This is a genomic window from Sinorhizobium sp. KGO-5, from assembly GCF_036245905.1.
GTDB lineage: Bacteria > Pseudomonadota > Alphaproteobacteria > Rhizobiales > Rhizobiaceae > Sinorhizobium > Sinorhizobium meliloti_A.
Map to the genome: position 1 here is coordinate 18,154 of NZ_BDIZ01000012.1, position 25,432 is coordinate 43,585.

Genomic DNA, 25,432 nt, shown 5'->3' on the forward strand with positions numbered 1-25,432 from the left:
TTTCTGAGTGATCGCTTCGAGTCGAGGACGGAATGCGGGCCAGCCCGCGCACGTTCCCGATCCCGCTCTGCTTTTGCGCCATCGATATAGGCGCTTCCGGCAGAGGTCAAAGATTATCGACATGAAGAACCCCGCCAGGAGCTGTACCGGCGGGGTTTCCTATCCGTTCAGTCCGGCCGGCGCAGGTCCTCGGCCGCAAGCCGGGTTTCGATATGCGCGACCATCGCATTGCGGGCGAGCGCATAGATCTGGCTGCAGCCGGTGATCCGGAAGCCCAGCTTTTCCTGCACCTTGAGCGAGGCCGGGTTGTCGGCGAAAACGCCCGAATGCAGCACCGTTTCCGGCATGCGGCGGAAGAAGCGCTCGACCACGGCATGGACCGCCTCGCTCGCCAGCCCCTTGCCCCAGTAGAACCGGTTCAGCCAGTAGCCCACATGCCATTGGCCGTGCCGGAGCTCGATGCCGATGCAGCCGATATGAACGTCGTCGCCCGGGGTGGTGATGGCGAGCGTCCAGTCCGGCAGCACATCGGCCGTCTGGCGGTTGAGCCAGTCGAGCGCATCCTGGTGGTGGTAAGGCGCCGGAACGCGCGAAAGCATCCGCGCGACCTGGAAATCCCCGAGCGAGTCGGCGATCGCCGCCGCATCGGAAAGCCGGTGCGGCCGCAGCCGCAGCCGTTCCGTTTCGATGACCGGCGCCGGGCCGGGGCCGGGACGGGCGACCGCCCGGGCGCGCTCTATGACCAGGGCGTTCATCGGACACCTCCCCAGCTTCTCAACGAGACCCAGGTCTTGCGGTCGAGCCTGTACCATTCGACCGGGACCATGCCGCCGAGCGCCAGGCTGCCGACCATGCCGGAACCCTGGAACTGGAAGCCGCACTTCTGGATGACCCGGCGCGACGCGATGTTCATGACCCGGCAGCGGGCATCGATCTGGTCGATGTCGCGGGTGCGGAAGGCCATGTCGGTCAGGGTCTGTGCCGCCTCGGTCGCATAGCCCTGGTTCCAGTAGGGCTCGCCCAGCCAATAGCCGAGCTCGACGGTTTTTTCGTCGGCGTGCGGCTCGACACCGCAGCAGCCGAGGAATGCGCCATTGTCCGCTTTCGTGATCGCGTAGACGCACTTGCCAATCGTGCCGGCTTTTGCGCGTCGCACGAAATCGGCCGCATCCGCCGTCGTATAGGGGTGCGGCATGCGCGAGACCATGTTGGCGATGTTGGCATTGTTGGCAAGATGGGCAAGGGCGTCGATATCGTCTTCATGGGGCGCGCGCAAAACGAGCCTGGGCGATAACAATATCGGGCAATCGGTCCTTGACCGCTGAGGCCTCAGCCTTTGTTCGGGAGACCGGGATTGGTCTTCCCTGACGAGCTCGGTTTGCATGGTTCTTCCTCCAGACATGCGAAAAGGGGAGTTGGGTATCGCCCCATCTCCCCTTTGAAGTCTGGCTTTGGAACCTTGCGGTGCGTCAGCCGGGTCGATGAGACGCCGGCTGTTTTAGAGCGCTACCGGCTTATTCCGCTGCTTCGGCTTTCGGCATTACAGACACGTAGACTCGGCCGTTGGCCTTCTTGCGGAAGTCCACGTTGCCCGTCGTAAGCGCAAAAATCGTATGGTCCTTGCCGAGGCCTACATTGACGCCGGCATGCCACTTCGTGCCGCGCTGGCGCACGATGATGTTGCCTGGAATGACGGCTTCGCCGCCGAACTTCTTCACGCCAAGGCGCTTGGACTCGGAATCGCGACCGTTACGCGACGAACCGCCAGCTTTCTTGTGTGCCATTGGTGTTCTCCTTTAAACCTTCGATCCCGGAACTCAGTTTGCAGCTTCAGCGGCGGCTTCGGTCTTCTTCGAAGCCTTCTTCGCTTTGCCGCCGGCGGCAGCGATGTCCAGGATGCGGACGATCGTCTGATGCTGGCGATGGCCGCGCGAGCGCTTGGAGTTCTGGCGGCGGCGCTTCTTGAAGGCGATGACCTTCTTGGCGCGGCCCTGATCCACGACTTCGGCGCTGACGACGGCACCTTCGACAAACGGAGCACCGATGGTGGCATCGGCGCCGACGCCGACCATCAGGATCTCGGTGAATTCGATCTTGTCGCCAGCAACGCCTTCCAGCTTTTCGATGGTAATGACGTCATTGGCCGCCACGCGGTACTGCTTACCGCCGGTCTTGATGACTGCGAACATATTTTGTCCTTTCATGTTCGGTCCGGCTCTTTGCCCGAAGACAAGGCCGTCTTTTTGTCAGTCGCTACATGGAGCGAAGCGCCTCGGAAATCCTCGACCTTCGCCAGTGAACGGGCACAACACTTACCCGGCGCGGCACGGGCTAAGCCCACACCAACTCATGGCGCGGATTACGGGAACGGCCCTTGCTTGTCAAGGCGAAAGCCACCATATCGCAGATATTCTTCTCGCAAGCCCTTGCCAGTGGCAGAAACTGCCGCTATGAACCGGCCGCGCTGAACAAGCGCCAACCGGCCCCGCGGAGAGGTGGCAGAGTGGTTGAATGCACCGCACTCGAAATGCGGCATGGGTGCAAGCCCATCGGGGGTTCGAATCCCCCCCTCTCCGCCATAGGACTTTCCAGCGCTTTCCTGTGCATCTTCGCTCGTTTGAACGAGCCATGTGCCTGTTTGGTGGGTATATTCATGCTTGGGCCACAGCTTGGCACGATTACCTCTCGCATATGCATTCGGCGCCCGCAGGCGATGTTTGATCTGCGGAGGTTGTCCTCCGCAGAGTAGTTACGCAGCGATGTCGACGTAACGCCAAGGCAAGCGTGACGCCATCGAGACATTAAGCCGCTTTTCCTTTTCGTAAGAGCAAGTTGCTCGCTGCCTCCGTGTTTTCGGCGCACGACGACGATCAGAAAGCCCAGAGATTGGAGAACCCATAGCCGTCACAGATTGCTCCGGGCGTTCAGCGCACGGATGACATCCGTTCCGAGCTGCTGAGTGTTCTTCAATCCGCCCTTTGAGTTGAACAGATCCACACCCACCTCGGTCGCTATTGGTCTCAAAATTTCCTTGACTACGCCCGGCTGCACTTCCCCGTCGCGACGAATACGTATCGCGCCGCTTTCGTATTGAACGATCTCAAGGTCGGCGTAGGAGGCACGGGCGGTGATTTCCAAATCTTCGACTGGCCGCTCTTCCCGATTCCCCCGAACGATCGAATAGATAAACTTGCCGTCTCGGGATCGCATGAGCGTCTGCGCATCATCTGCCGCGATGTCGAGCAGTTCTTCGACCGAGATACCCTTCTCATCATCGACGTTTACACGGAGCACCATTATGCGATCAACGTGGTGGAAGGTGTTCTGATTGAAACTGACGTGGTTGGAGGTCGTGACCGTCTTGACTGAAACTCGTTCATTCGACGCGGAAACGACGTCGTATCCGTGCTGATTTGTATCGATCGCCATCTGCCCGCGGGTAATCATCGCGGCGTAGAGCTCCCCGATACGGCCGGTGAGGTGATTGAGCTCTCCTGGACTTACACCCCAGCTAACCTCCTTTTCGAACCAGGAGAGGGCTTCCGCAAGTGACTGGATGATCTGAACCTGGGTGAGGGTAGGGCGGTCGGAATTCACTTCATTCCTCAATCAAGGCTCAAGACTCGTGCAGGTGAATATGTTTCGAGCGTCTTGAGCCCGCTAACCATGTTTCTCCCAAACATTGGTTTTCCGATCGCACCTTTCAGCCAGCACTCCTTTTTTGCCTTGATGTAGGTAAAGGCAACGCATTGCGTCTCATCCACGCAGGCCAGTCTGCAATCGAGAGGCGTCCTCGCCGCCCGGTGCGGATATCGCGAAAGATCACCACCAGGCAAATCGACGTCGTGAAAGAGAGCGGTTTGCGGGTCAATGGTTCCCAGGGTGAATGTCGGTGGATCGGGATCGGCGCCGCTGAGAAAGCGACCGGAGAACGCCACGCTATTACCGTCGGCCCGGCCTGCGCTGGCCTTCAGAAAGCAGTTCGGCCCCTTCCGGATTTTTGGATCGGTGTTGAAGGTGAAGGCCTTGCACTGCCCGTTCATCAGTAGACAACTTTCTGCGCACGCCGCCGCCTCGTCGACTCGGATCGACGAGATATCGTCACCGAAGAGATCTAGGCCGGTGTAGATTGCGATCCTATTCGGGCGCTTTGTGAACTCCTCGATAGGGGACAACTTCGTTTGAGGACTAAGACCTGCCTGCAGAGAACTAGATGTCATCGAGTCGGAGGTGGATGCCCCTGGCATCGTCTTTGTCGACAATCGATCCGCACTTGCTGCGCCGCCGCTCGGTCTTGCGGGAACGTTAACGACGGTCGGTGCCCGGATGTCTCCAGACCGGTTTAGGCCGTACCGAGTGATCTCGTCCTGGCTGAACACATGAATGTCGTCAGGCGGCGTCTTGAACATGACGTGCATCACATCCATCGGCGTGTTGAAGCGATTCAGAACTTCGAGGATGTCCGAGATTGCGAGCTGCGCGCCGACGAGGTCCGGCGAGTCTGAGGATAGCTGATGCACGCCGAGCTCTCCGTCGACTTTACGTTCTTTGCCGGCCAGGAAGACGAAAGAACATGCTGAATAGCATTTACTTTCTTTGGGGATGTACGTTGCGAGTTTTCGCTGATGGATGTCGTCGGCGATCAGCAGTCCCATCTGCACGTTGCCACCGGGGCTATTGAGTGTGATCAGCTTGGCATTCGGAGCAGCCTGAAGCGCACGCCGGAAGTTCAGTGCTGAGCCCGCATCAATCAAGCCGTTCAGCGCGATGAGTTCTGGTTTTGTGCTGGCGACCACGAAAGGGCCGAACTTCTGGTCTTCGGCAAACGATTTTTCTGTCGCTGCCGCGACAAGCAGCGTGGCGAAAACGCCCATGACGGCGGAACGAATTGTCTTGCGCATACCTAGCCCCTCAGCCCGTTCATGAAACTATAACTGGCGCTTGATGACAAGGATGGCCGACGTCAATCGTCACGAGCAGTTGATGTTTGCGTGCCGGGATAATCCTTGGCTTCTCCCCAGGGCGACCTACTCGTGATCGACAACATCCGTTTGAAGGTCATGATGGCGAGGACCCCAAGCTCGGGGAGTCTCGCACCCCTGTTTCTAAATGCGGTTGTAATTCATCGCCGCAGTGCCGCTGCCGGATGCTGGCGCCGTGTTGGCGCCAGTCTGCCGGGCCCGCATCACTCCCCCGCATTCCTGCTGAGCCACGCCTCCAATCCCGCGATCACCGACAGCCTCAAACTGGCGTTGCGCGTCAGCGCCCGGGCAAGCGGGCGGCCGTCGGGCGGGAAGCCCATTTCGGCCATGACGTCGGCAGGTTTCAGCCCGCGGCGGGTCATTATCGTTCTGATCCCGGCAATTGTTGAGGGAAGCAGGTAGCGGCCGCTGGCGATCGGGGTTCCGGCGGGCTGCGGGCCGGCTTCGGGCGGGGCGGCGGCGGCGGGCAGCGCGCCTTTGGAGACGAGCCAGGCGAGAAAGCTTGCATGTTCAGCATCGCTTGCCTTCGTCCAGGAGTTCTTGAGCTTCTCCAGACGGCTGCGCTCCGGCTTCAGGCCGGCGAGGACCAGCGCCTGGCGCAGCGAGGGGATTTTGCCGGTGGCAAGCGCGGCGTGGATTTCCGGAAATTCGGCCTTGAGGCGGTGCAGGTAGGGGGCGTCGTCGCCTTTGGTTTTCTTCGCCATCTTGGCTCCGCTTGTGACTTTCCCGGGCGGTGTAGAGCATTTCAACGTTTCATAGAAACACTGAAATTCTCTAACGGGTCCAACGCAGTTTCGGACGGAAAACCGTTACGCACTTTCCTGGAAGTGCTCCAGCGCGCCGGGAGAATGGGGGCGAGCGAAATATCCGGTGTCCGCCGAACCTTGGTTTGAAAGCCGGTCTCGCTCCAGTTCTGCACAAGTCAGCCTTTCTAACGTCGCCCGACAGCCGTAATGAATGCGGCGAAGGAAGGACGATTCGATGTCTGACGATGTTGAGCGCTACGGCGAGCCGCAGGATGCGACCGTGGCCCTGTACCTCATGAACAATGACGGCGGCGAGCTGACCGACGTGCTGGTCGCTGCGCTCGAAGACGCGTTTCGGATTCTCAATGAGGAATGGTCGAGCCGGTCGATGCATTGAGGCATCGCCGGTAAAGCCTGCACGCAAACGGCCATCCTGCGCGCGGAAACGCGAAGCCGTTCACCCGTTCTTGAGCAGACCCTCCATTGCGGCCGCAGCGCCAAGCAGCATCGCGTCCGCGCCGTGCCGGCCCATCAGCATCAGCCCTGCCGGCCGGCTCGAGCCTGGCATCGGCAGGGTTATTGCGGTCAGGTCGAACTGGTTGGCAACCTGAGTGTTGCGCAGCAGCAGGTCCTCCACGCGGCGGTATTCCCTCCTGTCCTCTTCGACCGAGGCGATGCTGACGGCGGGGATGGGTGTGGTCGGCAGCAGCGTAAGATCGAACGGTGCCAGCCGCTCGTCCATGGCGCGCATGAGCTCTTGCCGCGTCCGCAGCAGGTCCTGGATCGCGGCGTCGGGGACCGTGAGGCGGCGGCGCAATGTGGATTTTACGCGGATGTCGACCGGCGCATTGTCGTCCGGGAGCCAGCCCGCGTGCACACGGCTTGCCTCGAGACCGGCGAGCGAACCGATCGCGGTTGCCTCGGCGAAGCGGGCAAGGAGATCGTCGATCCTGCATGCGGCGAGTTTCGCACCCGCACGGGAGAGTGCCTGCAGGCTCCTTTCGAAAGCCGCCGCAATCTCCGGCGCAAGCCCTTGGAGAAGGGCGCCTTCGGGGATGCCGAGCTTCAGGCCGGCGAGCGGCACGGGCTCGAGCGGCCTCGGCGTCTCGCCGGCCATGACCGCGTCGGCGGCCGCGCAATCGGCGACCGTGCGCGCAAGCGGGCCGATCGAATCGAGGCTGGGGGACAGGGGAAAGGCGCCCTCCAGAGATACGCGGCGGGCGGTGGGCTTGAAGCCGACCAGGCCCTGCAGGGCGGCCGGAATGCGCACCGAGCCGCCGCTGTCGGAGCCGATGGCGATCTCGCTCGTGCCCTCCGCCGCCGAGACAGCGGCACCCGAGGAGGAACCGCCGGGAATGAGGCTCGGGTCGACGGCGTTGCCGGGCACCGGGTAATGCGGATTGAGGCCGACGGCGGTAAAGGCGAATTCCGTCATGTGAGACTTGCCGATGATGACGGCGCCGGCCGCGCGGAGACGCCGGACGATCGCCGCGTCCGCTGTTGCCGGAGGCGCCGCGCGGCGGATGATGGAGCCCGCAAGCGTCGGCTCGCCGGCGATGTCGAAGAGGTCCTTGATGGAGACGATCCGCCCGTCGAGGGGCCCGAGGCTCCTGCCCTCGCGCCGCCTCCCTTCGGCAGCGTCCGCTTCCGCGCGGGCTCGCTCCCGATAGAGCTTTACAAAAACGCATTCATCGTTCCGCCGCCCGTCAAGTCGGGCGAGAACGGTTTCGAGTCGGTCGCGGCAGGGCATATCTGACGGGGGCAAGGAGGACCTCGTGAATTGCGGGCCAAGTCCGGATGGAAGTCCTTGGAAGCGCTCCAATATTTAAAGGATCGCACGATTGATGTACAATAGGGGCCGATAGCGACAAGCAATCGGGAAGACGCCGATGCGAATTCTACGATCCTCCGCAATCCTCGACTCCTCCGCCATCCACGAGGTCAGATACGATGCGCCGCGCCGGACGTTGAGCGTCTGGTTCCTCGGCAACCGCAGGCCCTATCACTACCTCGACGTTCCGGAAGAGGTTTACGAGGAACTGTTGCATGCGGATTCCGCCGGCAACTATTTCAACCAGCACATCCGCCATCACTACGGGTTCCTGCATTAAGGCCTGTTTCATTACTGAGATTCATTTCGGAGGACTGCAATCTCCTCCTCCTTCGTCATCTCTGTGCTTGTAAAAGATGAGAGCGGCGCCGCGTCTGCGGCGCGGGAAGCGTTCTTTCAGCCCAAGGAACTGGTCTGGCTGGATTCCTGTGACAAGCACAGGAATGAGGAAATCGAACAAGCGGCGGCGGGTAGCCCGAGCCCGTTTCACAGAACTGTCGCCAAACCGTCCGAATAGTTTCATCCGTCTGTAAAGCCGCTGACATCCGGCTGGCCAATGGTCCGCTCGCGAGAACCGACGATTCGCGAAACGGAACCGGAGGCAGGGATTGGCCGCTCTTCGAAACACCCTCACCAGGCGTTCTTTCCTCTTCTCCGCCGGCGCCGCCGGTCTTGTCGCTTCTTCCGGTCTCGCCACGCCGTTCTATGCGCGCGGCTACGGGCGGCCGGAATTCGCCCATGGGGTGCAGTCCGGCGATGTCGATACGGGCTCGGGAATGATCTGGACGCGGGTCGATCGGCCGGCGCGCGTTTCCGTCGAATATTCGACCACGGAGAGCTTTTCGAATGCCGTCAGGCTTGCCGATATCGATGCGACGCCGCTGACCGACTGCGCCGTCAAGTGCCGGCTCGACAAGCTGCTGCCGGACCAGGACATCTTCTATCGCTTCGTCGCGACCGATCTCTACGACGCCAATCGCGTCTCCGAACCGGTCGTCGGGCGCTTCCGGACGGCTCCCTTGCGGCGCCGCTCCGTGCGTTTCGTCTGGTCCGGCGACACGGCGGGGCAGGGCTGGGGCATCGACGAGATCGGCATGAAGACCTATTCGACCATGCGGCTGCACGAGCCGGATTTCTTCATTCATTCCGGCGACACGATCTATGCCGACAATCCCATCCCCGACGAGATCAGGCTGCGCGACGGCGGCATGTGGAAGAACCGGATCGTCACGCCCGAGAAGCGCGACGTCGCGCGCACGCTCGAGGAATATCGCGGCCAGTGGAAGTACAACCTGCTCGACGAGCATGTGCGGAGGCTCCATGCCGAATGTCCCACCTTCTATCAGTGGGACGACCACGAGGTCCTGAACAACTGGTCGGCCTCGACCGATCTCAGCGACGACCCGCGCTATCCGGAGAAGGATGTCGCCGTCTATGCCGCCCGCGCGGCCCGGGCCTTCCACGAGATGACGGCGATCCGCACGCTCCCGACCGAGCCCGGCCGCATCTTCCGCAAGATCGCCTATGGTCCGCTGCTCGACGTCTTTTTCGTCGATCTGCGCTCCTATCGCGGCCCCAATCAGGGCGAGGGGGGTGGCGACCTCTTCGGCTGGCGCCAGGCGGACTGGCTGAAGCGCGAGCTTGCGGCGTCCAGCGCCACCTGGAAGGTGATCGCCTGCGACATGCCGATCGGTCTCATCGTCTGGGACGACTATTCGGCAAGGCGCGGATCGGATGCCATCGCCAATGGCGACAATGGCGCGCCGAAGGGGCGCGAGACGGAATTTGCGGATCTCCTGCGTTTCGTCCGCGACAACGCGATCGAGAACATCGTCTGGCTGACGGCGGACGTGCATTACACGGCGGCGCATCACTACGATCCCTCGCGGGCCGCCTTCAAGGACTTCTCGCCGTTCTGGGAGTTCGTCTCCGGGCCGCTGCATTCCGGCACCTATGGACCGAAGGAGCTCGACATGACCTTCGGCCCCGAGGTTCGCTTCATCAAGGCGTCGGGCGGAGGAATCGACAGCAACCTGCCGCCGTCGGCGGGCCTGCAATTCTTCGGCATCGTCGATATCAGCGGCCAGACGCGGCAGATGACGGTGCGGCTGATGGACCGGCAGGATCGGGAACTCTGGCGCGTAATCCTCGATCCGGCGGTGTCCGTTTGAACCGGCGGCGCTTCACGCAGGTCAGCCCTGCGCGCCGGCCCCCTTTCGCTTCCGGGAAAAAACCTGTATGAGCGCGGCAACTGAAAAGCGGTACCTGCCTCGTCGCGCGTGCCCACGAACTTTCCGAGACAAAAAATGAGCATTCGCAACATCGCGATCATCGCGCACGTCGACCATGGGAAAACCACGCTCGTCGACGAACTCCTGAAGCAGTCGGGCTCCTTCCGCGAAAACCAGCGCGTCGCCGAGCGCATGATGGATTCCAACGAACTGGAAAAGGAACGCGGCATCACCATCCTCGCCAAGGCGACTTCGGTCGAGTGGAAGGGTACGCGCATCAATATCGTCGATACCCCCGGCCACGCCGACTTCGGCGGTGAAGTTGAGCGCATTCTGTCGATGGTGGACGGCGCCATCGTTCTGGTCGACGCCGCCGAAGGCCCGATGCCGCAGACGAAATTCGTCGTGGGCAAGGCCCTCAAGGTCGGTCTTCGGCCGATCGTGGCGATCAACAAGATCGATCGTCCCGATGCCCGTCACGAGGAAGTCATCAACGAGGTATTCGATCTCTTCGCGGCGCTGGACGCGACCGATGAGCAGCTCGATTTCCCGATTCTCTACGGTTCCGGCCGTAACGGCTGGATGAACGTCGCGCCGGAAGGTCCGCAGGATCAGGGCCTGGCACCGCTCCTCGATCTCGTTCTCGATCACGTTCCGGAGCCGAGCGTCGGCGAAGGTCCGTTCCGGATGATCGGCACCATTCTGGAAGCCAATCCCTTCCTCGGCCGCATCATCACCGGGCGCATTCATTCCGGTTCGATCAAGCCGAACCAGGCGGTTAAGGTCCTCGGGCAGGACGGCAAGGTGCTCGAATCCGGACGCATCTCCAAGATTCTTGCATTCCGCGGCATCGAGCGTCAGCCGATCGAGGAAGCCCATGCGGGCGACATCGTGGCGATCGCCGGCCTCTCCAAGGGTACCGTCGCCGACACGTTCTGTGATCCGGCCGTCAACGAGCCGCTGAAGGCGCAGCCGATCGATCCGCCGACCGTCACCATGTCCTTCCTCGTCAACGATTCTCCGCTTGCCGGCACCGAAGGCGACAAGGTCACTTCGCGCGTCATCCGCGACCGTCTGTTCAAGGAGGCCGAGGGCAACGTCGCGTTGAAGATCGAGGAATCGTCCGAGAAGGATTCGTTCTACGTGTCGGGCCGAGGCGAACTGCAGCTCGCGGTCCTGATCGAAACGATGCGCCGCGAGGGCTTCGAGCTCGCCGTCTCGCGTCCGCGGGTGGTCATGCACAAGGATGAGAACGGGCAGCTTCTGGAGCCGATCGAAGAGGTCGTCATCGACGTCGACGAGGAGCATTCGGGCGTCGTCGTCCAGAAAATGTCCGAACGCAAGGCCGAAATGGCAGAGCTTCGCCCGTCCGGCGGCAACCGCGTGCGGCTGGTGTTCTTCGCGCCGACGCGCGGGCTCATCGGCTATCAGTCCGAGCTTCTGACCGATACGCGCGGCACGGCGATCATGAACCGTCTGTTCCACGACTATCAGCCCTACAAGGGTGAGATCGGCGGCCGGGTGAACGGTGTTCTGCTCTCGAACGACGCAGGCGAATCCGTGGCCTATGCGATGTTCAACCTCGAAGATCGCGGCCCGATGATCATCGACGCAGGTGAAAAGGTCTATGCCGGCATGATCATCGGCATCCACACGCGCGACAACGATCTGGAAGTCAACGTCCTCAAGGGCAAGAAGCTCACCAACATGCGCGCGTCCGGCAAGGACGAGGCGGTAAAGCTGACGCCGCCGATCCGCATGACGCTCGACCGGGCGCTGTCATGGATCCAGGACGACGAACTGGTCGAGGTCACGCCGAAGTCGATCCGGCTCCGCAAGATGTATCTCGATCCGAACGAGCGCAAGCGCTTCGAGAAGTCGCGGACGGCCGGCGCGGCTTAAGGGCTGGACCCGAGGAGAGGGCGAGTCCGACCCTTCTGATTTCGTCGATCTTACGAACCCCGGAGCGATCCGGGGTTTTTGCTGTGTGTGCCTTTCGCGGCGGCTTGCGGATAAAGTTAAAAAGGCGTTAACCTTGGGGCAGGTGCCGTTAAAGTTGCCTGTGGGTTAACGCCGCGCGACAGTCCGGCGGGATTCCTGTCCGCCGCGTCGTGTGTTTAGAGTCGCAAGTCATGAAGACTGTTTCGATCGAGGTTCGGCCTGGGGAGCCGCATGAGGCGGCGGCAATCGCCGACGTGCATCGCGTTTCCTGGTTGCAGGCCTATGGCGGCATCATTCCGCACCGCCCCCTTGTCCGAATGGTCAATCGCCGCGACGAGACCTGGTGGCGCAAGGCCACGCGCGGACCGGCGACCCTTCTCGTCGTCGACGTCGCCGGCACGATAGCCGGCTATGCGACGCTAGGCCTGAGCCGGGCTCGGGCGCTGCCGCAGGAAGGCGAAATCTACGAGATATATCTGAGGCCGGAATATCAGGGCATCGGCCTCGGGCGTGTCCTCTTCGGCGAAGCAAAGAGCCTTCTGAAATCGCTCGGCTGCGAAGGGCTGGTCGTCTGGTGCCTGGAAGACAGCGCGAACGCCTGTAATTTCTTCCATTCGGCAGGCGGTCGCGATATTGCCGAAGGGATGGAGGATTTCGGCGAGAAACACCTGAAGAAGGTCGGCTTCGTCTGGAGTTGAGGAGTGCCGCCAGGCGCTGTCATCGGTCCGGGCGTTTAGGATAGCCTCATTTCGGCAGGAAGTGCATGGGTTCTCCCGCCTTCTCGCCGCGGTTTCCATGATAGGATGCCTGGTCCGTGCCGCAGCGGAAGCTTGCGGCTTCTTCGTCGGCTATCCTGCGGGCCAGCGTGTTCGCATCGGCATTGGCGAGCGCGTCGACATAGCCGACGACGCAGCCGTCGCCGTCCTCCTTCTGCGCGACCTTCGAAATCACCAGAACCTGTCCCTGGAACGCCTTCGTGCTCCTGTCCGTCTGCGGATCCGGGTTCTCGATGATCCAGCGCAGGATGGCGGCGACCGGCTTCCTGCTGTCGTCGAGGCGCCATTCGACGGTGGTTTCGGCATGGTTGAAGGGACCGAAACTCTCGAAGCCGTTCTCCAGATAGCTTTGCCTGACATGGCCGAAGAAGAAGCTCTGGCGGATATCGCTCTCGATGAAATGGACGGGATAGTCACCTATCCCGGGACAAAGGCTCTGCGACGAGGCACCTTCCCACTCGCGCAGGAGCCGGCACTTGTCGCGGCTGACGTCTGTGTAGACGCTGTCATTGGCAAGTGCAGGCGCAGAGATCAGGGCGGCGGAAAGAAAACAGCGAAGTTTCGGGCGCATTGTCTCTCCTGCGAAGATAAATATCAGCCCCGCCCCTTTTTAGCCGCGTGGCGTGCCTAGAGCAAATCCGCCCGCCCGGAACCAAAGTCATGTTGCATCGCGACATGTTTCCCTTTATCCGACGGGACGACTTTTCAAACGACCCCTGGAGGTGCTCATGCGGATCGACGCGATTTCCATCGGAAAGAATCCACCGGAAGATGTCAATGTAATCGTGGAAGTCCCGGTCGGCGGGCATCCGATCAAATACGAAATGGACAAGGAGGCCGGCACGCTGGTGGTCGATCGCTTCCTCTACACGCCGATGACCTATCCGGGCAATTACGGCTTCGTGCCGCACACGCTTTCCGACGATGGCGATCCGATCGACGTGCTGATCTGCAATACCCGTCCGCTGGTTCCGGGTTGCGTCATCAATGTCCGCCCGATCGGCGTGATGATGATGGAAGACAATTCCGGTCAGGACGAAAAGATCATCGCGGTTCCCTCCGCCCATCTGACCAAGCGCTACGACAAGGTGCACGATTACACCGACCTGCCGGAAATCACCCTCAAGCAGATCGAGCATTTCTTTGAGCACTACAAGGATCTGGAGCCCGGCAAGTGGGTGAAGATCTTCGGCTGGAAGGATGCCAGCATGGCCAAGCAGCTGATCCGGGAAGCGGTCGAGCGCGCCAAGACGAAGAAATAATCGTTTCGCTGTTTTTCCGAAACTGAAAACCTCCGGCTCGACCTCGATCCGGAGGTTTTTGCGCTTTGGACCAGGACGATCTTAGGTCGGGTCGCCGTAAACTCTCGAATAGGTCGATGCACGGGACGCGGGCGAAACCGCACGCACTTTTCCTCATCCCTGCTCTGAGGCGTGTTGAGATCCGGGCCCGTCGCCGCCGCCTGTTTGATCTCCTCATTCCTGTGCTTGTCACAGGAATCCAGCCAGACCAAGTCCTTGGGCTGAAAGAACGCCTCCCGCGCCGCAGACGCGGCGCTGCTGGATCCCTGTGACGAGCACAGGGATGAGGGTGGAGCAGAGATTGCAGTCCTCCGATACCTTCCTGAGGCCTGTTGAAATTCGGGCCACCCGCCGCCGCTTGTTTGATCTCCTCATTCCTGTGCTTGTCACAGGAATCCAGCCAGACCAAGTCTTTGGGCTGAAAGAACTCCTTCCGCGCCGCAGACGCGGCGCTGCTCTCATCCCTGTGACGAGCACAGGAATGACGCAAAGAGGAGAGAATGCAGTCCTCCGATACGCCTCCTACAGCGCCGCGCGGCTTACGAGACGCAAAGGTCGCTGCAGCACTTTGAGCTGCTGCATGTTTTTGTCCTTTGATCGACTACGATCAAAGGAAACGTTCAGTGGCGCACGAAGGAATTCGAGCGCATCGCCATGGGTGCCGGCAATCGCAACAGGCCTTAGCGCAGCAGCGCAGGAGCGATGGTGGTGTTCAGGAAGAGCTGGATGAAATAGAGGATCACCAGCACGACGAGCGGCGAAAGGTCGACGCCGCCCATGTCGGGCAGCACGCGCCGGATCGGCCGGTAGAGCGGTTCGGTCAACTGATAGAGCGAGCGGCCGATCATGTTGATCGCCTGATTGTTCACGTTGATCACGTTGAACGCATAGAGCCAGGAGAAGATGGCCGAGGCGATGATCAGGAACCACGCAATGTTGATGATGAAATTCAAGGTGCCGATGACAGCAAGCATGCCAGTCTCCAATTCGTTGTTGACAGACATGTAGACATTAGGAACTAAACGAGCAAGTACGCCGGCCCGTCTCGCGCGATCATGTCAATGGCACGGAGCGCGCCTTTCTTCCCTTCCCTGCAGTGCTCAGCGGTCTTCCGATGCGCAAGGATCGCTGCAGGATTCAATTTCCGCACGCTCCCGCTGTTCGATCGGCGACGATATCAGGAGCCTGCAGCAGGAGCATTTCAGCATGTCGGCCGTCCATGCCGCGCACCGCTTCGCCGCCTTCAGGCATGTCGGCTACCGGCGTTATTTCTTCTCCCGCCTGCTCGCCTATTTCGCCGTCCAGATCATGTCCGTGGCCGTCGGCTGGCAGATCTACGATCTGACGCGGGATCCTTTCTCGCTCGGTCTCATCGGCCTTTTCCAGTTCCTGCCCTCCCTCGTCCTCATTCTCGTGACGGGCAGCGTGGCGGATCGCTACAATCGTCGGGCGATCATGGGCATCTGCATGCTGGTCAGCACGCTCTGCGGCGCAGCACTTCTGCTTTTGACGGTGACGGGGCTGTTTTCACCCTGGCCGGTTTACGCGATCCTCGTCGTGTTCGGCATAGAGCGGGCTTTTCTGGGGCCCGCTTCCCAATCGCTGGCGCCCAATCTGGTGCCTGCGGAAGACCTGCCCAATGCAATCGCCTGGAACTCGACCTCCTGGCAGACGGCGATGATCGTCGGCCCGGTGGCTGGTGGGCTCCTCTACGGATTCGGCCCGACCGTGCCCTATGCGGTCAGCCTCGGCTTCTTCGCTGCCGGCGCCCTGATGGTCTTCGCCGTGCCGAAGCCCGCGAGGCGCTCGCCGCCCTCGGCCGCAAGCTGGGAGACGATCACCGCGGGTTTCCGCTACATCAAGGCAGAGAAGATCGTGCTGGGGGCGATCTCGCTCGATCTCTTCGCCGTGCTGCTCGGCGGCGCCGTCGCGCTCATGCCGGTCTTCGCGCGGGACGTCCTGACGCTCGGGCCGTGGGGCCTCGGCCTCCTGCGGGCCGCACCCGGTGTCGGTGCGGTCGGCATGGCAGTGTGGCTGGCCGCCCACCCGATCCGCAATCGGGCCGGTCTCTATATGTTCGTCGGCGTCGCCCTCTTCGGCCTCGCAACGGTCGTTTTCGGCCTTTCGGCGACGCCCTGGATATCGATCGCCGCGCTCGTCGTCATGGGCGCTTCCGACATGATCTCGGTCTATGTGCGCGAGATCCTGATCACGCTCTGGACCCCGGATGAGCTGCGCGGCCGCGTGAACGCCGTCAACATGGTGTTCGTCGGTGCTTCCAACGAACTCGGCGAGTTCCGCGCCGGCATGATGGCGTCCGGCTTCGGCGCGGTCTTCGCGGTCGTCTTCGGCGGCGCAGGCACGCTTTTCGTGTCGCTGCTGTGGGCACTCGGCTTTCCGCAATTGCGCCGGATCGACACGCTGGATGTGCCGGAGGCGCAGCGGAGGGGGTGATTGGGAGGGCTCAGGAAGCGGGCAATTGCTGCTGCACGCCGCGATCGCGCCCTCTCACAGCCCCGCCCTCCATAAAAATCAGCTCCAGAAAATTCTCCATCCATGTCCGCAAGGGATGGTCGTGCAGCATGCGGCCCTCCAGATGCGCTTTGCCCAGCTGGGCACCGGGGAGCTCGAAGCGATGGGCGCCGTGCACCACCCAGCGATGCATCATCGCCCGCGTCAGCTCGCCGTGGAACTGGATGCCCCAGGCATTTTCGCCGTAGCGGAAGGCCTGGTTGGGGTAGGTATCGCCGGTTGCCAGCAATTCGGCGCCCTTCGGCAGGTCGAAGCCTTCGCGGTGGAAGTGATAGACCATCGCCGGCCAGTCCATCAGGGCCTTGCCGGCCTGCGTGGCTCTCAAGGGATACCAGCCGATCTCGGTGATGCCTTCGTGATGGGCTGCGACCTTGCCGCCGAGATTTCGGGCCAGCATCTGCGCCCCGAGGCAGATTCCGAGATAGGGCTTGTTTTCCAGAAGCGGCACGGACAGCCAGTCGATTTCGCGCCGTACGAACTCCTCCTCGTCATTGGCGCTCATCGGTCCGCCGAAGATGATCGTCCCCGAATGCGCTTCCAGCGTGGGCGGCAGCTCGTCGCCGAGCGCGGGGCGGCGGATGTCGAGCGTAAAGCCCTTCCGCTCGAGAATGTGGCCGACACGGCCGGCGCTCGAGCGCTCCTGGTGAAGCACGATGAGGATGGGTCTCTTGGCGTCTCTTTGGGTGTCTGGGACCTCTGGCGGCATCGTCAGCTTTCCTGTTGCGCCTCGTTTTCCTCCACCATGTCGATCTTGGCGGCTGCTTCCTGGCGTTTCAAGACCCGGTCACGCCCGGAAACGCCGAGGAGGTCGGCAATCCGCCAGATCACGTGATCTTCCATCTCGCTGCGCGCGCCGTCCGCGTAAACGATTTCCCACAGCATGCCGACGAGCTCGATGCGTTGCTCCTCGGGCAGGTGCCGCTTTATATCCGACGTGAACTGGTAGAAATCGATCGCTTCGCTCTCGGCGCTCTCGCCGGCCGCGACCAGGGCGTTGAGAGCGGCATCGTCAAGCTTGTAATGCTCCTTGATGAGCTTGCGCATCTTGCGGCGCTCGGAGCTGCGGACCGCGCCGTCCGCTTCCATGACCTGGAAGCAGAGGCCGATCACCGCCACGCGGGGGTCTCCCACTTCAATCCGCGCCGAGCCCGTCATTCCTTCCAGAAATGCGCGAAAACGTTCAAACATGCACTATCGCCTGCAGCCTGTGGATATGTCGGGGTTCAGAAAAGACGGAAGTTGGCGGTGGTCCGTTCCGCCGCCGCCGGTTCGCGCACGCCCGGATCGTCCGGGGGGCGGCCGAAAAAGGGATCCGGCGCCTCCTCTGCATCCTTGTCCTTTGCGGGCGATGCGGCCGGTTCCTTCCGGTCGGGAACGGTGATCGCCTTCTCCGGCTCGGCCCGTTCTTTCTCGTCCCGCTCTCCCTCGGCCCGTTCTCTGTCAGTTTGCTCGCGCTCCGCTGGCGGGGCAGCCTCGACCGTCCGTTCAGAAGCCGGTTCCTCGGCGGGGCGGAGCACCGTCGCGACTGGCGGGAGGCTGCGAATTGCCTGGTCGGGGTTCAGATGCCCGTCCTCCGTTGCCGCCGCGATCTGCGACGGCGGAGCCTTCCACTCGAAAGCGTCGAGTCTGCCGCTGACCGGCGAGACCGGCAGCCAGACGGGCGAGGTGACGCCGTCGGCTGTCCAGGCCGGATCACGCGGGCTCTTCAGCGCCTGCGCCATCCAGTGCCGGATACGGCCCTCGTCGCCGGTGTCCGCCTCCTCGATATCCGCGAGCAGCAGAAAAATGCTCTCCCTCGGCTCGAGCCGGGCGGCGGCCTCTGCCTTTGACCGGGCAAGAGCGAGCTCGCGCGCATCGAGCGCCGCCTCGGCGACGGTCGCCAGTGCGACGGCATTGTTGCTGCGGAGCGATTCGAGCTTCTTCGCCCGCTTCAGACGGTCGAGGGTGGAATCGCCGCCGCGCGCCCGCACATAGAGGCGCGCAATGTCCGGATGCGGATCCGATTTCCACATCCTCTCGAGGATCGAGGCACCCTTGCGCAGATTGTCCTCGCGAAAGAGCGCCTTGGCGGCAACGAGGGCCGCCGGCACGAGGCGGTCGTCGAGCTTCAGCGCCGCCTGCGCGTCGTCCCGCGCGGATTTCGGGTCTGCATCCAATCTTTCCATTGCCCGCGCCGTCAGAAGAACGGCCTTTTTCCGGTCCGCTTCTTTCCTTTCGAGCACATGGGCGGCGCGGCTCTGGTCGAGCAGACGGATCGCCTCGTCCCACTGGCGCGCCTGGCTGCGATGGTCGAGCGTGGCCAGGGTCGCCCACGGCAAGTGCGGCGCCTTCTCGGAGGCACGCTCGGCGTATTGGCGCGCGGCCTCGTTGGCGCCGAGGCGCTTGGCTTCAAGATAGAGCCCGCGCAGGCCGAGTTCGCGCGTCTCCGGGTCGTCCGCCATTGCCTCGAATTTCTTGCGTGCGTCGTCGTATTTGCCTTCGATCAGCGCGGTCTGCGCTTCGAGCAGATGGATGAGCGGCTCCTGATCCGAGCTGATGAGGTTCCGCGTGCGTGCGGCCATCTTGCGGGCGAGATTGGCGTCGCCGGCGCCGGCCGCGATCAGGCCGGTCGACAATGCCTGATAGCCCCGGTCGCGCTTGCGGGCGCGAAAGTAACGCGTGACGGTGTGCGGCGACAGCCAGATCGTGCGAAGCAGCCAGACGACGATCAGAACGGCAGCGAAGAGCGAGATCAGGATCGAGGCGGCGCGCATCAGGCTCATCTCGATGAGCTGGCCCTGCCAGATCAGCGACAATTCCCCCGGACGATCCGCGAGCCAGGCAAAGCCGAGAGCCAGGCAAAGGACGAGGAGTACGAAGAACAGTATCCGGATCATATGGTCTTCTTTCTCCCGCTAACCTTGCTTGCCCGTGCGCGTCATGGTGCCGGCGACGGCGGCATCGATCACCGTTTCGACGCCAAGCCGCCGGTCGAGCTTCTCCTTGAATCCCTGGCCAGCGGATTTCGCGGCTTCGGGAAGGCTGTCCCATTCGAGCGATGCGCCCTTGAGATCGCCGTTGTCGAGCTTGTCTTCGATGCGGGCGATCACCGCTTCCGGCGTGTCGCCTTCGACGCTGCCGACCGGCCGCACGCGAATGCCCGACATGGCGCTGGAGACGAGGCGATCGAAAATGCCCTGATCGGGATCGGGCCGATGCAGCGCGTCCAGCATCGCGTCCGCCGCCGGCCGGAAACTTTCCCTCAATTCCGTCCGTGTGGGGACCCCCGTCGCGGCGACATCGGCCAGCTCTTTGACGACCGGATCCTCGGGGGCGATGCTGCGCAATGCGTCGAGTTCGGCGAGGAACGGCCCGCCGCGATCGATCGCCGTCTTCAGCGCGGTGACGGCAACGGCTTTCGCCATCTCGATATCGTTCGCAGGCTCGTTGAGCTTCTGCTCCGCCTGGTCGATACGGCCGGCAAGTTCTGCCCTGGCGGCGTCCGCTGCCTGGCGAGCCTCGGCAAGCTCGGTCTTCAGGGCGGCCATTTCATTCGTCAGATTGGCGACCTCCGCTTCGAGCGCCTTGATTTCGGGAGCGTCCGCCGCAGCTGCGCCGGGCTCTCGGGCCGCCTGTTCCAGAGCGGCGAGGCGGTTTTCCAGAGGGGCGACGTCCACTGTCGCGGCCGGAGCCTGCGCCTGAAGCTCGGCCTTGATCGCTTCGATCTCGCTCGCAAGGTTCTGCTCGGTACCCGGCTGCTCCGGTCCGGGCGCCGGAACGTAGCCGGCATATTGCAGCACGCCGGCACCGGCAAGCGCTATGAGACCGCCGAGGATGCCGGCTGCAAGCGCACCTGCGCCTGTGGCCTGTCTCCTCTTTGCCTCGGGCTGTTCGCCGTTGGCCGCGTGCGGAAGCTCCGCGTCGAAGGCGGCCGCAGCCGCGTCGGCGCGTGCCTCCTCCGTCTCGGTCTCCTCTTGCGGATCGCCCGCCGGCAAAGGAGGTTCGCCGATGCCGGCTTCGTTGCTTTCGACTTCGCCGGTCCTCACTTCGCCGGCTTCAGCCGCCTCGCTCGTCGAAATATCCGCCGGCTTGCCCGGTGCCGCATCCGGCCCGGCCGCTGCCTCGCCCGCTGCAGGTTCGGTCTTCTCCGCCTCGAGATCGATCGTCAACGGTTCTTTCCCGGGTTTCGAGCGGCGCGGCGGCTTTTCCGATGCCATGGTCACCTCTTTTACCGTTTCATTGCCTGTCGGTCGGGCCTGAGCGGATCTGCAGCAGGAACGCTCCGCACCTTCCTCCGTTCTAAACGCAAACCTAGTCAGCGAGGATGACGAGGGAAAGCCCCAGACCATGCTTTTTGACGGAAATGGCCCAGATGACCCGAGCAATGTGCATAAGGCAGGCGGAAAACCGGCGCCGACTTTGCTGATTTGGCCTCAAAGAAGCCGCAAGAGATTTTCCTCGTCCGGCGCTGCCGCGACCCCGCAGACAAGACCGTCCGGCAGGGTCTCTCTTATCGGCCAGCTCAGGCAGAGAAAGCGCGAGGCGAGGTCCGCGGGTTCAAGCCCGCTCTCCCGCAATGCTGCATCCAGGCGCCGCGCGCTCTCGCGGGAATAGAGCATTACCGCATCGAAGGGGCCCGCGCGGAGGAGCCCGGGCAGCGTCTCCGCAGGATAGTGGACCGGCGCCATCCGGTAGCATTCGGCGGTCCTGTACTCGATTTGCCGTTGGTGCAATGCCCGTTCGAAACCCTCGGTCCGCGGTGAACCGGCGAGATAGACCAGCATTTCGCCGGGGGGGAGAAGGGCAGCGACCGTCTCGGCGAGTCCCTCGCCGGTTCCCGGTCCGATGCGGATGTCGGTAAATCCGAGATCGCCCGCGGCGCGCGCCGTCGCTTCGCCGACTGCAAAGAGCGGTGTTGCAAGGTGTGGCTCAAGCGCCGGACCGAGCGCGCCGAGGACGCGGACCGCCTCCCCACTGGTGACGGCGATCGCCTGGTGGGGCTCGCTCAATGCTGCCCGAACCGCGCCGGCGAGATGCTGCGCCTGCATAAGCGGCAGGATGACCGCTTCATGACCCATGGCGCTGAGCCTTGCCGCCGTCCTTTCGGCGGCCGGGTGCGGCCGGGTCACGAGCACGCGCATCGGATCAGCTCCAGCTCGAGAAGAAACCCGGCCCCGCCTTGGCGCGGATCCGCTCGCCGGCCTCCTGCCCAAGCCTTTCCGCGTCTGCCGCTCTGCCGTCGATTTCGATCTGGTGGAAGGTGGTGCCGTCGGGCGTCAGGATCATGCCGGCAAAACGGATATGTGTCCCGTCCGATTGCGCGTAGCCGGCGATCGGCGTACGGCAGGAGCCGTCGAGTGTCGCCAGGAAGCCGCGCTCGCAGGAGACCGCCTCGTGTGTGCGGGGGTCGTCGATTGCCGCAAGCAGCGTGTTGATACGGTCGTCGCCGATGCGGGCTTCGACGCAGATCGCGCCCTGAGCCGGCGCCGGCGGAAATTCTTCCGGGTCAAGCAGCTCCGTCGGCACATGCTCCATGCCGAGACGCTTCAGGCCGGCGAAGGCCAGAAGCGTGCCGTCGACCTGACCTTCGGCAAGCTTGCGCAGGCGTGTCTCGACCTGTCCGCGATAGGTGATCACGTCGATATCGGGCCGAAGCCGCCGGATCAGCGCCTGACGGCGCAGCGAAGACGAGCCGACGGTGGCGCCTTGCGGGAGATCGGCGAGCCTTTCGGCCGAGCGGCCGACAAAGGCGTCACGGATGTCCTCGCGCGGCAGGAAAGCCGAAAGGAACAGCCCGTCCGGCAGCTTCGTCGGCATGTCCTTGGACGAATGTACGGCGAAGTCGAGGTCTCCCGACAGAAGCTGCTCCTCGAGCTCTTCGGTGAACAGGCCCTTGCCGCCGATCTCCGCAAGCGACCTGTCGGTGATCCGGTCGCCCTTCGTGGAAAGAATGACGATCTCGAACATTTCTGGTGGCAGACCATGGGCGGCGGCGAGCCGGTCGCGCGTTTCATGCGTCTGGGCCATCGCCAGCGGGCTGCCGCGCGTGCCGATGCGGAAAGGTTTCGTTTGCATCCTTCGCCATCCGTTGTTACTGCATGCTTCCTTGGATCGGAACCGGTTCAGGACAAAACCATGCAGCAGTTCAAAGCGTTACAGCGTCCCTTGTGCGTCTGAAGGCGCACGGCGCTGTTTGAGTTTCGTGTAACCACCTTTCACTGCGACCGCAATCTTTGAGTATAGCACGTGACGTCCCCGCCTTTGCGCATCCTCGGCATTGAGACAAGCTGCGACGAAACCGCCGCTTCGGTCGTGCTGCGTGACGAAGAGGGCCACGGCCGGATTCTCGGCGACGTGGTGCTGAGCCAGCTGGAAGAGCACAGCGCCTATGGCGGCGTCGTTCCCGAGATCGCGGCGCGCGCCCATGTCGAGGCGCTCGACACGCTGATCGAGGAAGCGCTCCTGCGCGCCGGCGTGACGCTCCGGGACATCGACGCGGTCGCTGCGACAAGTGGTCCCGGCCTGATCGGCGGGCTCATCGTCGGGTTGATGACCGGCAAGGCGATCGCGCGGGCGACCGGCAAGCCGCTCTATGCGGTCAATCACCTCGAAGGTCACGCGCTGACGGCGCGGCTGACCGACGGCCTTTCATTTCCCTATCTGATGCTGCTCGTCTCGGGCGGCCATACACAGCTGATCCTCGTCAAGGGCGTCGGCGAATACGAACGCTGGGGCACGACGATCGACGATGCGCTCGGCGAGGCCTTCGACAAGACCGCAAAGCTGCTCGGTCTTCCCTATCCGGGCGGGCCGGCCGTCGAGCGGGCGGCGCAGGCCGGCAATGCGGAGCGCTTCGATTTTCCCCGGCCGCTCGTGGGTGACGCCAGGCTCGACTTTTCTTTTTCGGGCCTCAAGACGGCCGTCCGCCAGGCCGCACAGTCGCTGGAGCCGGTGACGGATCAGGATATCGCCGACGTCTGTGCCTCTTTCCAGCGCGCCATTTCCCGCACGCTCAGGGATCGGGTCGGGCGCGGCTTGAAGCGGTTCAGGGCGGACTTCGCTTCCGTCGACCAACCGGCTCTCGTCGTGGCCGGCGGGGTTGCCGCGAACCAGACATTGCGCCGGACATTGCAGTCGCTTTGCGACGAGCACGGCTTCCGCTTCATCGCGCCGCCGCTCTCGCTTTGCACCGACAATGCCGCGATGATCGCCTGGGCCGGTGCGGAGCGCCTCGCGGCGGGCCTGCCGGCGGACGGGCTCGATGCGGCTCCGCGTTCGCGCTGGCCGCTCGATTCCGAAGCCAAGGCATTGATCGGCTCCGGCAGACGCGGCGCCAAGGCATGATGGACGGAAGATGAGCGGCAAATCGAAGAGCGCGCAAAAAATCGTGGTCGTCGGGGCGGGCGCCTTCGGAACGGCGCTTTCGGCCGTCGCGGCAGCGAAGGACAAGGCGAATGTCACTCTGCTTGCCCGGCGGGAGGAGGCGGCCGCGCAATGTCGCCGTACCGGGCGGAATGACGCCGTTCTCCCGGGAATTCCGCTTCCCCCGCGCCTTGTCTATTCTTCACAGGCGGCCGCGCTCGAAGACGCCGACATCGTGCTTTTTGCGATGCCTTCGCAAGCGCATCGGGACGCGGCGCGGTGCTACGGTGCCGCGATCGGCGCCAGGGCGATCGTCGTCACCTGCGCCAAGGGCATGGAGCAATCGACCGGCCGACTCCTCACCGACGTTCTCGAAGAGGAGTTGCCGGGCCGCCGCGTCGGGGTGCTTTCCGGCCCGGGTTTTGCCGCCGATATCGCTCGCGGCCTGCCGACCGCCATGGTGATCGCCGCCCCCGATACCGCGATCGCGACGGAGCTTGCGGAGGCGCTTTCCGGGCGGACGTTCCGGCTTTATCCCTCGGCGGACCGCACCGGCGTTCAGCTTGGCGGGGCGCTCAAGAACGTGCTGGCGATCGCCTGCGGCATCGTCGAAGGCGCCGGTCTCGGCGATTCGGCCCGAGCTGCGCTGATCTCGCGCGGGCTTGCGGAAATGTCGCGCTTCATCGTCGCGAGGGGCGGCGAGGCGGACACTGTGCGTGGCCTTTCGGGATTGGGTGACCTCGTGCTGACCGCGACGAGCCACCAGTCGCGCAACCTGCGCTTCGGCATAGCCCTCGGTAAAGACGGCCGGGCTGCCGCCGGCAGCGAGTTGGTGGAGGGCGCTTTTGCCGCATCCGTCGCCGCCCGCGTGGCGGGGGGACTCGGCATCGAGATGCCGGTCACCGAGGCCGTCGCAGCAATCGTCGACGGAAAGCTGGATGTCCGCTCGGCTCTCGAACAACTGATGTCCAGACCGATCACCCACGAATGATGTCTTCAGGAGGATCCATGCTCTTCGCACTGCTCTGCACCGACAAGCCCGGCGCGCTGCAACTCAGGGTCGACACGCGGCCTGACCATGTCGCCTATCTCAACGACCTCAATGCCCGGGGCATCCTGAAGATCGCAGGGCCTTTCCTGGGCGCCGACGGCAAGCCGACGGGGAGCCTCGTGATCGTCAAGGCCGACACGCTCGAAGAGGCCAGGGCGCTTGCCGAGGCCGATCCCTATGCGAAGGCGGGTCTCTTCGCCAATGTCGAGATCAAGGCCTACAACTGGGTCTTCAACAATCCGGAGGCTTGAGGGGCGATGGCGTTCTGGCTCTACAAATCCGAACCGGCGAAATGGTCCTGGCAGATGCAGAAAGATGCCGGAGAGAAGGGCACCGAATGGACCGGCGTGCGCAACTACCTGGCGCGCAACAACATGCGGGCGATGAAGATCGGCGACAAGGGTTTCTTCTATCACTCCAACGAGGGGCTCGAGATCGTCGGCATCACCGAGGTCTGCGCGCTGTCGCATCCGGACTCGACGGCAGAGGGCGACGCCCGCTGGGACTGCGTCGACATCCGCGCCGTCATGGACATGCCACGGCCGGTTTCACTCAAGGAAATCAAGGAAAATCCGAAGCTCGCTAAGATGTCGCTCGTCACGTCGATGCGTCTTTCGGTGCAGCCGGTGACGGATGACGAGTGGATCGAGGTCTGCCGCATGGGCGGACTGGACAATCCGCCTCGATAGCGACCCGAATG

Annotated in this window: 27 protein-coding genes and 1 tRNA gene; 12 read left to right on the top strand and 16 right to left on the bottom strand. The window is 63.1% G+C overall.

What is annotated here, in order from left to right; genetic code table 11:
- Positions 1 to 167: 167 nt before the first annotated feature.
- The 4 genes from BHD07_RS28590 to rplU form a co-directional block, all read right to left on the bottom strand.
- A complete protein-coding gene (locus BHD07_RS28590; protein WP_100672761.1) occupies positions 168 to 755 on the bottom strand; it encodes a GNAT family N-acetyltransferase in 588 nt (195 codons plus the stop codon).
- Positions 752 to 1,384: a GNAT family N-acetyltransferase gene (locus BHD07_RS28595; RefSeq protein WP_018097332.1), complete on the bottom strand. Its 633-nt coding sequence runs from the start codon at positions 1,382 to 1,384 to the stop codon at positions 752 to 754. Before BHD07_RS28595 ends, BHD07_RS28590 begins: the two co-directional genes overlap by 4 nt.
- A 130-nt stretch (positions 1,385 to 1,514) precedes the next feature.
- Positions 1,515 to 1,784, bottom strand: a complete 270-nt coding sequence (rpmA, locus tag BHD07_RS28600; RefSeq protein ID WP_018097331.1) for a 50S ribosomal protein L27 — start codon at positions 1,782 to 1,784, stop codon at positions 1,515 to 1,517.
- A 33-nt stretch (positions 1,785 to 1,817) separates the two neighbouring features.
- Positions 1,818 to 2,189 (bottom strand): 50S ribosomal protein L21, encoded by a 372-nt coding sequence (gene rplU / locus BHD07_RS28605; RefSeq protein WP_003531204.1) that lies wholly within the window; start codon positions 2,187 to 2,189, stop codon positions 1,818 to 1,820.
- Between the two features lie 300 nt (positions 2,190 to 2,489).
- On the opposite strand from rplU, the gene BHD07_RS28610 reads away from it, so the two are divergent.
- Positions 2,490 to 2,579 (top strand) — tRNA-Ser (locus BHD07_RS28610).
- A 325-nt stretch (positions 2,580 to 2,904) separates the two neighbouring features.
- On the opposite strand, the gene BHD07_RS28615 is transcribed toward BHD07_RS28610, so the two are convergent.
- The 3 genes from BHD07_RS28615 to BHD07_RS28625 form a co-directional block, all read right to left on the bottom strand.
- The gene (locus BHD07_RS28615) at positions 2,905 to 3,597 is read right to left on the bottom strand and encodes a DUF6998 domain-containing protein (RefSeq protein WP_100672762.1); all 693 of its coding nucleotides are present in this window, start codon (positions 3,595 to 3,597) and stop codon (positions 2,905 to 2,907) included.
- 8 nt (positions 3,598 to 3,605) lie between these two features.
- The gene (locus tag BHD07_RS28620) at positions 3,606 to 4,901 is read right to left on the bottom strand and encodes a PAN domain-containing protein (RefSeq protein ID WP_338284006.1); all 1,296 of its coding nucleotides are present in this window, start codon (positions 4,899 to 4,901) and stop codon (positions 3,606 to 3,608) included.
- 284 nt (positions 4,902 to 5,185) lie between these two features.
- Positions 5,186 to 5,686 (bottom strand): hypothetical protein, encoded by a 501-nt coding sequence (locus BHD07_RS28625; protein WP_338284007.1) that lies wholly within the window; start codon positions 5,684 to 5,686, stop codon positions 5,186 to 5,188.
- A 277-nt stretch (positions 5,687 to 5,963) separates the two neighbouring features.
- Between BHD07_RS28625 and BHD07_RS28630 the strand changes: the two genes are divergently transcribed.
- Entirely contained in the window at positions 5,964 to 6,125 is a 162-nt protein-coding gene (locus BHD07_RS28630) for a hypothetical protein (RefSeq protein ID WP_100672764.1), read from the top strand.
- A 60-nt stretch (positions 6,126 to 6,185) separates the two neighbouring features.
- On the opposite strand, the gene BHD07_RS28635 is transcribed toward BHD07_RS28630, so the two are convergent.
- Positions 6,186 to 7,493 (bottom strand): amidase, encoded by a 1,308-nt coding sequence (locus tag BHD07_RS28635; protein WP_100672765.1) that lies wholly within the window; start codon positions 7,491 to 7,493, stop codon positions 6,186 to 6,188.
- Positions 7,494 to 7,617: 124 nt separating this feature from the next.
- On the opposite strand from BHD07_RS28635, the gene BHD07_RS28640 reads away from it, so the two are divergent.
- From BHD07_RS28640 to BHD07_RS28655, 4 genes are all read left to right on the top strand, one after another.
- Positions 7,618 to 7,839 (top strand): KTSC domain-containing protein, encoded by a 222-nt coding sequence (locus tag BHD07_RS28640; RefSeq protein ID WP_100672766.1) that lies wholly within the window; start codon positions 7,618 to 7,620, stop codon positions 7,837 to 7,839.
- A gap of 328 nt (positions 7,840 to 8,167) precedes the next feature.
- Complete coding sequence (locus tag BHD07_RS28645) at positions 8,168 to 9,730, top strand: alkaline phosphatase D family protein (protein ID WP_338284008.1); 1,563 nt, start codon at positions 8,168 to 8,170, stop codon at positions 9,728 to 9,730.
- Between the two features lie 135 nt (positions 9,731 to 9,865).
- On the top strand, positions 9,866 to 11,692 hold the full coding sequence (typA, locus tag BHD07_RS28650) for a translational GTPase TypA (protein WP_338284009.1): 1,827 nt from the start codon (positions 9,866 to 9,868) through the stop codon (positions 11,690 to 11,692).
- Positions 11,693 to 11,922: 230 nt separating this feature from the next.
- Complete coding sequence (locus tag BHD07_RS28655; RefSeq protein ID WP_018097322.1) at positions 11,923 to 12,429, top strand: GNAT family N-acetyltransferase; 507 nt, start codon at positions 11,923 to 11,925, stop codon at positions 12,427 to 12,429.
- Positions 12,430 to 12,475: 46 nt separating this feature from the next.
- Here BHD07_RS28655 and BHD07_RS28660 read toward each other — a convergent pair whose 3' ends face one another.
- The gene (locus BHD07_RS28660) at positions 12,476 to 13,078 is read right to left on the bottom strand and encodes a hypothetical protein (RefSeq protein ID WP_338284010.1); all 603 of its coding nucleotides are present in this window, start codon (positions 13,076 to 13,078) and stop codon (positions 12,476 to 12,478) included.
- Between the two features lie 157 nt (positions 13,079 to 13,235).
- Here BHD07_RS28660 and ppa point away from each other — a divergent pair, with 157 nt between their 5' ends.
- On the top strand, positions 13,236 to 13,769 hold the full coding sequence (gene ppa / locus BHD07_RS28665) for an inorganic diphosphatase (protein ID WP_003531185.1): 534 nt from the start codon (positions 13,236 to 13,238) through the stop codon (positions 13,767 to 13,769).
- Positions 13,770 to 14,488: 719 nt separating this feature from the next.
- On the opposite strand, the gene BHD07_RS28670 is transcribed toward ppa, so the two are convergent.
- Positions 14,489 to 14,782: a YggT family protein gene (locus BHD07_RS28670; RefSeq protein WP_003531184.1), complete on the bottom strand. Its 294-nt coding sequence runs from the start codon at positions 14,780 to 14,782 to the stop codon at positions 14,489 to 14,491.
- 232 nt (positions 14,783 to 15,014) lie between these two features.
- On the opposite strand from BHD07_RS28670, the gene BHD07_RS28675 reads away from it, so the two are divergent.
- Positions 15,015 to 16,262, top strand: coding sequence for an MFS transporter (locus BHD07_RS28675; protein WP_338284011.1), 1,248 nt, complete (start codon positions 15,015 to 15,017; stop codon positions 16,260 to 16,262).
- Between the two features lie 10 nt (positions 16,263 to 16,272).
- Here the strand turns inward: BHD07_RS28675 and BHD07_RS28680 are convergent, their stop codons facing one another.
- From BHD07_RS28680 to hemC, 6 genes are all read right to left on the bottom strand, one after another.
- Positions 16,273 to 17,046 (bottom strand): glutamine amidotransferase, encoded by a 774-nt coding sequence (locus BHD07_RS28680; RefSeq protein ID WP_324762468.1) that lies wholly within the window; start codon positions 17,044 to 17,046, stop codon positions 16,273 to 16,275.
- 2 nt (positions 17,047 to 17,048) lie between these two features.
- A complete protein-coding gene (locus tag BHD07_RS28685; RefSeq protein ID WP_018097317.1) occupies positions 17,049 to 17,528 on the bottom strand; it encodes a tellurite resistance TerB family protein in 480 nt (159 codons plus the stop codon).
- A 35-nt stretch (positions 17,529 to 17,563) separates the two neighbouring features.
- Complete coding sequence (locus BHD07_RS28690; RefSeq protein WP_324762467.1) at positions 17,564 to 19,216, bottom strand: heme biosynthesis protein HemY; 1,653 nt, start codon at positions 19,214 to 19,216, stop codon at positions 17,564 to 17,566.
- Between the two features lie 18 nt (positions 19,217 to 19,234).
- The gene (locus BHD07_RS28695; protein ID WP_100672774.1) at positions 19,235 to 20,536 is read right to left on the bottom strand and encodes a COG4223 family protein; all 1,302 of its coding nucleotides are present in this window, start codon (positions 20,534 to 20,536) and stop codon (positions 19,235 to 19,237) included.
- A 216-nt stretch (positions 20,537 to 20,752) separates the two neighbouring features.
- Entirely contained in the window at positions 20,753 to 21,460 is a 708-nt protein-coding gene (locus BHD07_RS28700) for a uroporphyrinogen-III synthase (protein WP_338284012.1), read from the bottom strand.
- Between the two features lie 4 nt (positions 21,461 to 21,464).
- On the bottom strand, positions 21,465 to 22,394 hold the full coding sequence (hemC, locus tag BHD07_RS28705) for a hydroxymethylbilane synthase (protein WP_338284013.1): 930 nt from the start codon (positions 22,392 to 22,394) through the stop codon (positions 21,465 to 21,467).
- A gap of 171 nt (positions 22,395 to 22,565) precedes the next feature.
- Here hemC and tsaD point away from each other — a divergent pair, with 171 nt between their 5' ends.
- From tsaD to BHD07_RS28725, 4 genes are read left to right on the top strand one after another with little or no spacing between them, the layout of a single operon-like run.
- Positions 22,566 to 23,663 carry a tRNA (adenosine(37)-N6)-threonylcarbamoyltransferase complex transferase subunit TsaD gene (tsaD, locus tag BHD07_RS28710; RefSeq protein ID WP_018097312.1) on the top strand — a complete coding sequence of 366 codons (1,098 nt, stop codon included), beginning with the start codon at positions 22,566 to 22,568 and terminating at the stop codon, positions 23,661 to 23,663.
- A gap of 10 nt (positions 23,664 to 23,673) precedes the next feature.
- Positions 23,674 to 24,672: an NAD(P)H-dependent glycerol-3-phosphate dehydrogenase gene (locus BHD07_RS28715; protein ID WP_338284014.1), complete on the top strand. Its 999-nt coding sequence runs from the start codon at positions 23,674 to 23,676 to the stop codon at positions 24,670 to 24,672.
- A 17-nt stretch (positions 24,673 to 24,689) separates the two neighbouring features.
- Positions 24,690 to 24,983 (top strand): YciI-like protein, encoded by a 294-nt coding sequence (locus BHD07_RS28720; RefSeq protein ID WP_100672779.1) that lies wholly within the window; start codon positions 24,690 to 24,692, stop codon positions 24,981 to 24,983.
- A gap of 6 nt (positions 24,984 to 24,989) precedes the next feature.
- On the top strand, positions 24,990 to 25,421 hold the full coding sequence (locus BHD07_RS28725) for an EVE domain-containing protein (RefSeq protein ID WP_248448748.1): 432 nt from the start codon (positions 24,990 to 24,992) through the stop codon (positions 25,419 to 25,421).
- Positions 25,422 to 25,432 lie beyond the last annotated feature (11 nt).